This window comes from Enterobacter sp. SECR19-1250, assembly GCF_013391025.1.
GTDB classification, from domain to species: domain Bacteria; phylum Pseudomonadota; class Gammaproteobacteria; order Enterobacterales; family Enterobacteriaceae; genus Enterobacter; species Enterobacter cloacae.
Genome location: NZ_JACASJ010000089.1, coordinates 1 through 8,572, shown reverse-complemented (window position 1 = coordinate 8,572; position 8,572 = coordinate 1). Strand labels below are relative to the sequence as shown.

The 8,572-nt window shown below is 57.5% G+C and carries 1 protein-coding gene; it reads left to right on the top strand.

Annotation, left to right across the window (positions count from 1 at the left end):
• The first annotated feature begins 56 nt into the window (after positions 1-56).
• Positions 57-8,534, top strand: coding sequence for an Ig-like domain-containing protein (locus HX884_RS19680; RefSeq protein WP_218620094.1), 8,478 nt, complete (start codon positions 57-59; stop codon positions 8,532-8,534).
• Positions 8,535-8,572 lie beyond the last annotated feature (38 nt).

Below are 8,572 nucleotides of genomic sequence, written 5' to 3'. Positions count from 1 at the left end.
TGGCCGATGGCGATCACAGCCTGACCGTGATTTCCAAAGACCCGGCCGGAAACGACGTGACCTCTCCGTCCTTTGATATCTCTGTCGATACCGTGGCACCGGAAAAACCGGTTATTGGTGTTGCGACTGATGACGTCGGCTCCAGCCGTGGCGATCTGAGCAGCGGTAGCACCACCGATGATGCGAACCCAACCTTTAAAGGTTCCGCAGAGCCGGGCAGCCGTGTCGATATCTATGATAACGGGGAGCTGATTGGTTCTACCATGGTGGACGAAAATGGCGGCTGGCAATTTACGCCAACCACCGCGCTGCCAGAGGGTGAGCACCATATCACCACTACCGCAACCGATAAGGCCGGCAACACCGGTCCGGAATCAGATGATTTTGTACTGATCACCGACTACACCGCGCCTGACGCCAGCAAAGTGGCGATCACCGAAGTCTATGACGACGTGAACACCGCAGGCGTCATTGCCTCCGGCGGGGAAACCGACGACAACCGTCCGCTGATCAAGGGTACCGGTGCGGAGCCGGGCAACACCATCACCGTGTACAACGGCGACAAGGTGATTGGCACCGCGAAAGTGCAGGCTGACGGCACCTGGTCTCTCGAACCGACCACGCCGCTGCCGGACGGGAAGTACACCCTGACGGCGAAAGAGACCGACGGCGTGGGCAATGTCTCCGGTCCGTCCGGCGAGTACATCATCAACGTGGCTACCGTACCGCCGCAGGCACCGACGCTGGACACCGTCTATGACGACGTGGCCCCGCATGCGGACTACCTGCAGAAGGGCGACGTCACCAACGACACCACCCCGACCCTGAGCGGCAGCAGCGGCGTGGCGGGCGGCACCATCAGTATCTACGACAACGGTCGTCTGATTGGCACCACCTCCGTGGCCGGCAACGGCAGCTGGAGCTTCACGCCGGATACGGCGCTGGCAGACGGCAGCCATAACTTCACCGCCACCGTCACCGACGGCGTGGGCCGCACCAGTGAGCCAACCGGCGGCTTCGGTATCGTTATCGATACAAAAGCCCCGGACGCGGCCTCTGACCTGCTGGTCACCGACAACGTCGGCGCCTACCAGGGCCCGGTCGTGAGCGGCGACACCACCGATGACAACACCCCGACCCTGAGCGGTAAGGCCGAGCCGGGCAGCACGGTGAACATCATCGACAACGGCCAGGTCATCGGCACCGCGAAGGTGAACCCGGACGGCACCTGGAGCTACACCCCGGACCAGCCGCTGGCGAACGGCGCACACGACCTGACCACCACCGTCACCGATCCGTCGGGCAACACCGGGCCGGAAGGCTCGCACGTGGTCATCACCGTTGACGTGGTCCCGGGTAAGGTGGAAATCACCGCCGTGACCGATGACACCGGCAGCGTGACCGGCAGCCTGTCGCAGGGCGCGCTCACCGACGACACCCGTCCGCAAATCAGCGGCACGGCGAAGGCGGGCAGCACCGTGACCATCATGGACGGCAGCAACGTGCTGGGCACCACCACCGCCGGCGCGGACGGCACCTGGAGCTTCACGCCGAGCGTGGACCTGGGCCGGGGCGACCACACCTTCACCGCCACGGCGAAGGACCCGATGGGCAATGAGTCGAGCAGCAGCAGCTGGACCGTGACCATCGACACCGATGCGCCGGTGAAACCGACCATCGACGCGGCGCTGGACGACGTGGGCAGCGTGCAGGGTAACCTGGCGAACGGCGGCACCACCGACGATCCGACCCCGACCCTGAGCGGTAAGGCGGAAGCGGGCAGCACCGTGAAGATCTACGATCAGAACGGCCTGCTGGGCGAAGTGACGGCGAAAGCCGACGGCACCTGGAGCTTCTCGCCGGTGGCGAAACTGCCGGAAGGCGAGCACCGCTTCCACGTGACGGCCACCGACAAGGCGGGCAACACCAGTTCTGCGTCAGACGACTTTGTCCTGACCCTGGACTACACCGCCCCGGATGCGAGCAAAGTGAGCATTACCGATGTGGTGGATGATTTTGGTTCCGTGACCGGATCGATTGCTTCGGGTGGTAAGACGGACGATAACACGCCGTTGATCAAGGGTACGGGCGCAGAGCCGGGCAACACCATCACCGTCTATAACGGCGACAAGGTGATCGGCACCGCGAAAGTACAGGCTGACGGCACCTGGGAACTTCAGGTTACGAAAGCCCTGCCTGACGGGACGTACAACCTGACGGTGAAAGAGACCGATAGCGTGGGTAACACCACGGCGGCATCACCGGAATACATTATTCAGATCGATGCTGGCGGTCAGCCGCTGCCACCGACCCTGAGCAGTGTGGAAGATGATGTTGCGCCGCATACCGGGCCATTACAAAAGGATGCGACAACCAACGACAACACCTTGTTGTTGACGGGTACGGCTGAAGCCGGTGTCACGGTTCGCATTTATGGCGGCCCGAACGGTACCACCCTGCTGGGTGAAACCAAGGCCGATGCCCAGGGCAAATGGAGCTTCAATACGCCGAAACTGGCGGACGGCGTTCATACGTTTGTCGCGGAAGCGATTAACGACATTGGTCAGGTAAGCCCGCAGACTGGCGGCTTCCCAATCACGGTAGATACCAGCGCGCCGGGTGAGGTCACTGGCTTTATCGTGAGCGATAACGAAGGTCCGAAGACCGGTACATTGTCCAATGGCGATACCACTGACGATGCGACACCGACGATCAGCGGTAAAGCAGAGCCAGGCAGCGTTGTTCACATCTATGTGAACGGCCAGGAAAACGGTACTGCGGTTGCAGACGCGAACGGTAACTGGACTTACACCACCGGTTCTCTGGCGGATGGAGAATACACCTTCACCGCGCGTGCTGAAGATTCAGCAGGCAACCTGGGGGCTGAAAATGCCGGTGTCACCGTCACGCTTGATACCTCCAGCGTTCCGGTCACCATCGTCCGCGTAATGGATGATAAAGGCAGCGTCACGGGTGAACTGAAGGCGAACGACGTCACTGACGACGCGCGTCCGGAAATCATCGGTAAGGCGAAAGCAGGCAGCACTGTCACCATCATGGATGGCAACGTGGTGTTGGGCAGCGTCAAGGCCGATGCCAGTGGCAACTGGGTATTTACGCCTACCAGCGATCTGGGCGATGGTGTACACAACATTACGGCAATCGCGAAAGATCTGACGGGTAACGAGGATACCTCCAGCACCTTCAGCTTCGAAATTGACAGTAAAGCACCGAACCGTCCGAGTATCGATTACGCGGAAGATCAGGTGGGAACGATCAAGGACGATCTGAACAGCAACGATGTCACTGACGATCCGCAGCCAATCCTGCACGGTACGGCTGAAGCGGGTAGCACCGTCAATATTTACACCGTTGACGGCACCCTGCTGGGTTCAGTCACCGCGAACAGCAACGGTGCATGGAACTTCAAACCGGGCAGCAAGTTACCGGAAGGCAAAAACACCTTCTACGTGACGGCCACGGATGAAGCCGGCAACGTCAGTGACAAGTCTGCGGACTTTATTCTGACTACCGACTACACCGCGCCGGATGCGAGCAAAGTGACCATTGATTCCGTAACGGATAACGTGGGTAACGTTCAGGGTATTGTTGCAGATGGCGGGGTACTGGATGACTCACGTCCGGTGATCCGTGGCTCTGGTGCTGAAACGGGCAACGTCATTACCGTCTATACCACCGACAAAGACGGCAACACGAAAGTGTTGGGCACGACCAAAGTGGATCAGAATGGCAAATGGGAACTGACGCCATCTGAGTCTCTTTACGGTGATTCAATCAACAAACTGACCGTGACGGAAACCGATAGTGTTGGCAACGTGGCGAAACCGGCTGACAGCTATGACGTCATTATGTCTGACACCCCGAATGCGCCAGCGATTGTTAACGTCCTGGATGATACTGGCACAACCGTTATCAATCTGGCCGACAATGCGTTGACCAAAGATGACACGCCGACCCTGAAAGGGACTGCGGATGGTGTTGCAGGCGATACCATCACCATCTACAACGGTAGTCAGGTTGTGGGTAAAACAACGCTGAACAGCGATGGCACCTGGAGCTTTACGCCATCACCAGCGCTGGCTGATGGTAACTATATCTTTACGGTGACCAATACCAACAGCGCGGGTCAGGAGAGCGATCGTAGTGGTTCGTTCACCCTCACTATTGACTCAACAGCACCAAATCCGGTTTCCGGTTTACAGGTGGCTGACGATCAGGGGGCCTGGAAAGGTCAGTTAACCGACGGTATGACCACTGACGACAACAAACCGACCTTCACGGGTAAAGCAGAGCAGGGTAGCACGGTCACTATCTACGATAACGGCCAGGCGATTGGTTCAGTTGTTGTGACTAACACTGATGGTAGCTGGCAGTACACGCCAACCACGCCATTAGCAGATGGTGAACACCAGTTTGCGACCCAGGTAACGGATCCGGCGGGTAACGCGAGCGCGATCGTTGACGATATCACCGTTAACGTCTCCACGGGCGCAAGCTATCTGCAACTGCTGCAGGTGGTGGATGATGTCCAGGAAACGGGCGGCTCACGCGTGCTTCGCGAGGGTGAAGTCACCAACGACAGCCAGGTACAGCTGGTTGGTAAGGCGACGGCAGGCAGCACCATTATCATCACTGACGTCGGTGGCGTTCAGCTTGGCACGGTGAAAGCAGATGCCAACGGTGACTGGGAATTCACGCCGCTGAGCAGCCTGAGTGATGGCGCGCATACGCTGCGTATTACCGGGACCGATCCGTCAAATAACCCGCTCACCCCGATTGACTTCGATCTGGTGGTGGACACGGTTGCGCCTGTTGCGCCGGTTATCACAAACGTGCTGGATGATGTGAACCCTGTTCAAGGTTCCGTTGCTCACGGCAAGCCTACCAACGACACCACGCCGGAAATCACCGGTACGGCGGAGAAGGGAAGCACGGTCAATGTGTACCATCAGGTGGATGCGACCACGCGTATTCTGCTTGGTACCGCCGTTGCCGATAGCACGACGGGCCTGTGGACGCTGCAGATCACTGACGCGAACAAGCTGACTGAAGGCACCTGGAATCTGGTGGCAACCTCCACGGATGCGGCTGGCAACATCAGTACGCCGAGCAACACCTGGACGATTGTTGTCGATACCACCGTGTCTGACGCGGTTATCAATATCAGCTCTATTTCAGAAGACCGGGGGGCATCAGATACTGACTTCATCACCAGCGATAACACGCTGTTGATTAACGGTCAGCTGACGAAAGCCCTGCAGGCGGACGAATGGGTTGAGATTAGCCTCGACAACGGTGCAACCTGGACGCGTGCCTCAACGGTGACCAGTACATCCTGGACTGTGGATATGCAGAACACGCCGCTGAATGATGGTGCTTACACCATTCAGGCTCGCGTGGTGGATAACGCCGGTAACGTTGGTAGCACTGATTCTCAGGCGCTGCAGGTGACAACAGGCGGCAGTGACATGAATGGTCTGTCTACGACCACCAAAGTCACCACCGATACCAGCCATGGCCTGACGACCGGTGATCACTTCAGCCATGCTGCGACAGCAACCAACAGCGATATGGTCACCCGTGACCGTACGGTGACCATCAGCGGTAACCTGAGCGCGGCGCTACAGGCGGGTGAGCATCTGCAGATCTCCCTGGATAACGGCAAAACCTGGCAAACGCTGGCACTTAACGGCCAGAGCTGGAGCTATGTACTGCCGGCAGCGACAGCAAGCACCACTCACAGCTTCAAGCTGCAGGTCATTGACGTTGCGGGCAACCCAGGTACAAACACGAAGTTTGCGGATAGCTACAACGTGGTTATCGATCTGGATTCTCCGAACGGTATTACCGGGGCGCCAGATGTGCCGCAGCACACCACAACAGGAGATTCGTTCACCTTCTCCAGTGGTCAATACGGTCGTGTTGAAGCGGGGGCGATTGTCTCGCTGGTGAGTGACGTCAACAACAACGGGACATATCAGGAAGGTCTGGATCAAGTCATTGGCTTCGTGAAGGCTAACGCTGACGGCTCCTGGAGTCTGAATACGTCACTGCCTTCTGGCGCACATAACATGGCCTTTGTGGTCTGGGATGAAGCGGGTAACCGCTCAAGCATGAGCGCCAGCACCAGTACAGGTGTCACCGAAGGTGGCGGCAGTACGCTGATTGAACAAACCTGGGGGGGAACGACCGATGCGGATAGCCGCGGTCTGAACGCCGCTGCGGTGACCATCAGTCAGGATGGTTTGTGGTCATTCTTCCAGAGTGCTCGTGGCACTTCTGGTACATCGACCGCTAACGCCGGACGTGTCTATGACTCCGTCACGCGTGAAGACTACGATTCAACGTACCTTGCCCAGCCGTCAACCGACAACGGTGCGGGTTACAACGTAGATAGCACGTCATACAGCCGTTATGTTAACTCCGCAGCCTTTGCGGACATTAACCGCGATGGCTATGCCGACGTCATGTCTCAGATCAGTAGTTATAGCAACGCGGGTCGTACCGCCTACTGGCTGCAGAACGCGGACGGTAGTTACTCCGCGAAGGCGCTGGATCAGGGCACCCTGAACCACCTCGGCGGCGTGATTTCCTATGACCGTGAAGGTGATGGCTATCTGGACTTTGTGCTGGGTGACTCCGAAGCAGACTCCATTTCGTTCATCAAAAATACGCAGGGCACGCTGAGTTACGAGGACAACTCCGGCTTCTCTGACGGACATCCTGGCGGGGCATTGCCAACGTCGCTGAGTGTGCTGCACGAAGTCGGGGCTGTGGATATCGATAACAACGGTACCGTAGATATTACGGCACATATCGACTACAACGGCGCTGGCAACCTCGTCGGCAACAACTCCCGCGGTCTGGGTATCTTGTATAACCAGACTACCGGGACGTCGAACACCAACTTCGGTGAAGTTGGCTACTACGCGAACGTGTTCCGTGACGATGGCCATGAAGACTACGGTAACTTGTCTATCTCCATGACCTATGCGGATTACAACAACGATGGTTGGCTGGATCTGCTCCTGAGCCGTGGTTCGAAGGGGGGCAGTAACAGCGACGAGAGCCGTATCTATCTGAACGATGGTACCGGTAAGCTCAATGCAACGGACAGCCAGGCGCAGTGGTTTGGCGATAACGTTGATGGCGGCACGTCGCTGGCAGTGGACTGGAACCACGACGGTAAGATGGACATCATCGAAGTGCCACGCTCTGGCGTGACTGGCTCGCCGATGTTGTATACCAATACCGGTAGTAACAACTGGGGCGCCAATAAAGTCAGCCTGACAGGTAGCACGACGTTCAACAACATGACGGGTGCCGTCGCACTCGACTATGACTGGGACGGTTCGATGGACCTGGTGCTGTACCGCTCTGGCGCAGATGCTGATGTCGTGGCAAGAGACGACGCGGGACGCACGATGCTGGTGAAAAACACCAATATCGCGGCGGACGGCACGAGCCTGCAGATCCGTATTGTTGACGGCAACGGCATCAATACCTTCTACAGCAACACCGTGAAGTTATACAACTCAGCGGGCGAGCTTGTGGCAACCCAGTTGATTAACCCGCAGTCCTCTGGTTCCAGCAACAGTATGGGTCTGGTGAGCTTCTTCGGGCTGGATCCGAATGAAGTTTACTCCGTGCAGATGCTGCGCATTACCGATGGTAAAGCGGATCACGTTGGCGCAACGAGTAGCATTGGTGGTTACACAAACGGTACGGTAAATGAGAGCTGGGGGGGCCTGACAACAGGTAAAGCCCATGACTCTTACGTACTGACGGCGGAAAGCAGCAATGCGGCGAACAACACCTCCGGAAACAACGGGATCATCGGGACGGGCTATAACGACACCTTCTTCGGTTCTGCAGGCAACGACACCTACAACGGTGGCGGCGGCTGGAACCAGATTGTGAGCGGTAATCCTGTCTGGAGCGAAACTGCCGGTATGGACGTTGTTGACTATAGCCGTTCAACCACTGCGATCAACGCGAACCTGTGGACAGGCACTGCAACCGGTAACGGCACCGATAAGCTCCTCAACATCGAGGGTCTCGTAGGTTCCAGCCAGCAAGATACGTTTACGGATAACTCCGCGAATAACGTGTTTGAAGGACGTGGTGGCAATGATGCCTTCTACCTGGTCAACGGCGGTAACGATACGCTGATGTACAAGGTGTTGGCAGGTCTGAGCAACGACAGCACCGGTGGCAATGGTCATGACACGATCCACGGCTTTAAGGTGGGTAATCTGGTGAAAGACAGTGATGCAGATCTGCTCGATATGAGTGAACTGCTTGACTACAAAGGTTCTATCTCCTTCTTCGAAGACGAAGGAAAACTGGAGCTGGATTACTCCTCCCGCGGCGTACTTGACTACGTCAAGGTGGAAGTTGTGGGTAGTGATACCGTGATCAGTATCGACCGTGACGGTCAGGGCGGACAGCATGGATTTACGCAGGTTGTCACGCTGGCTGACATGCAAACGGATTTGGGCTTTGTTGAATAAATCAGATTTCGGGTAAGTCTCCCCCGTAGCGGGTTGTG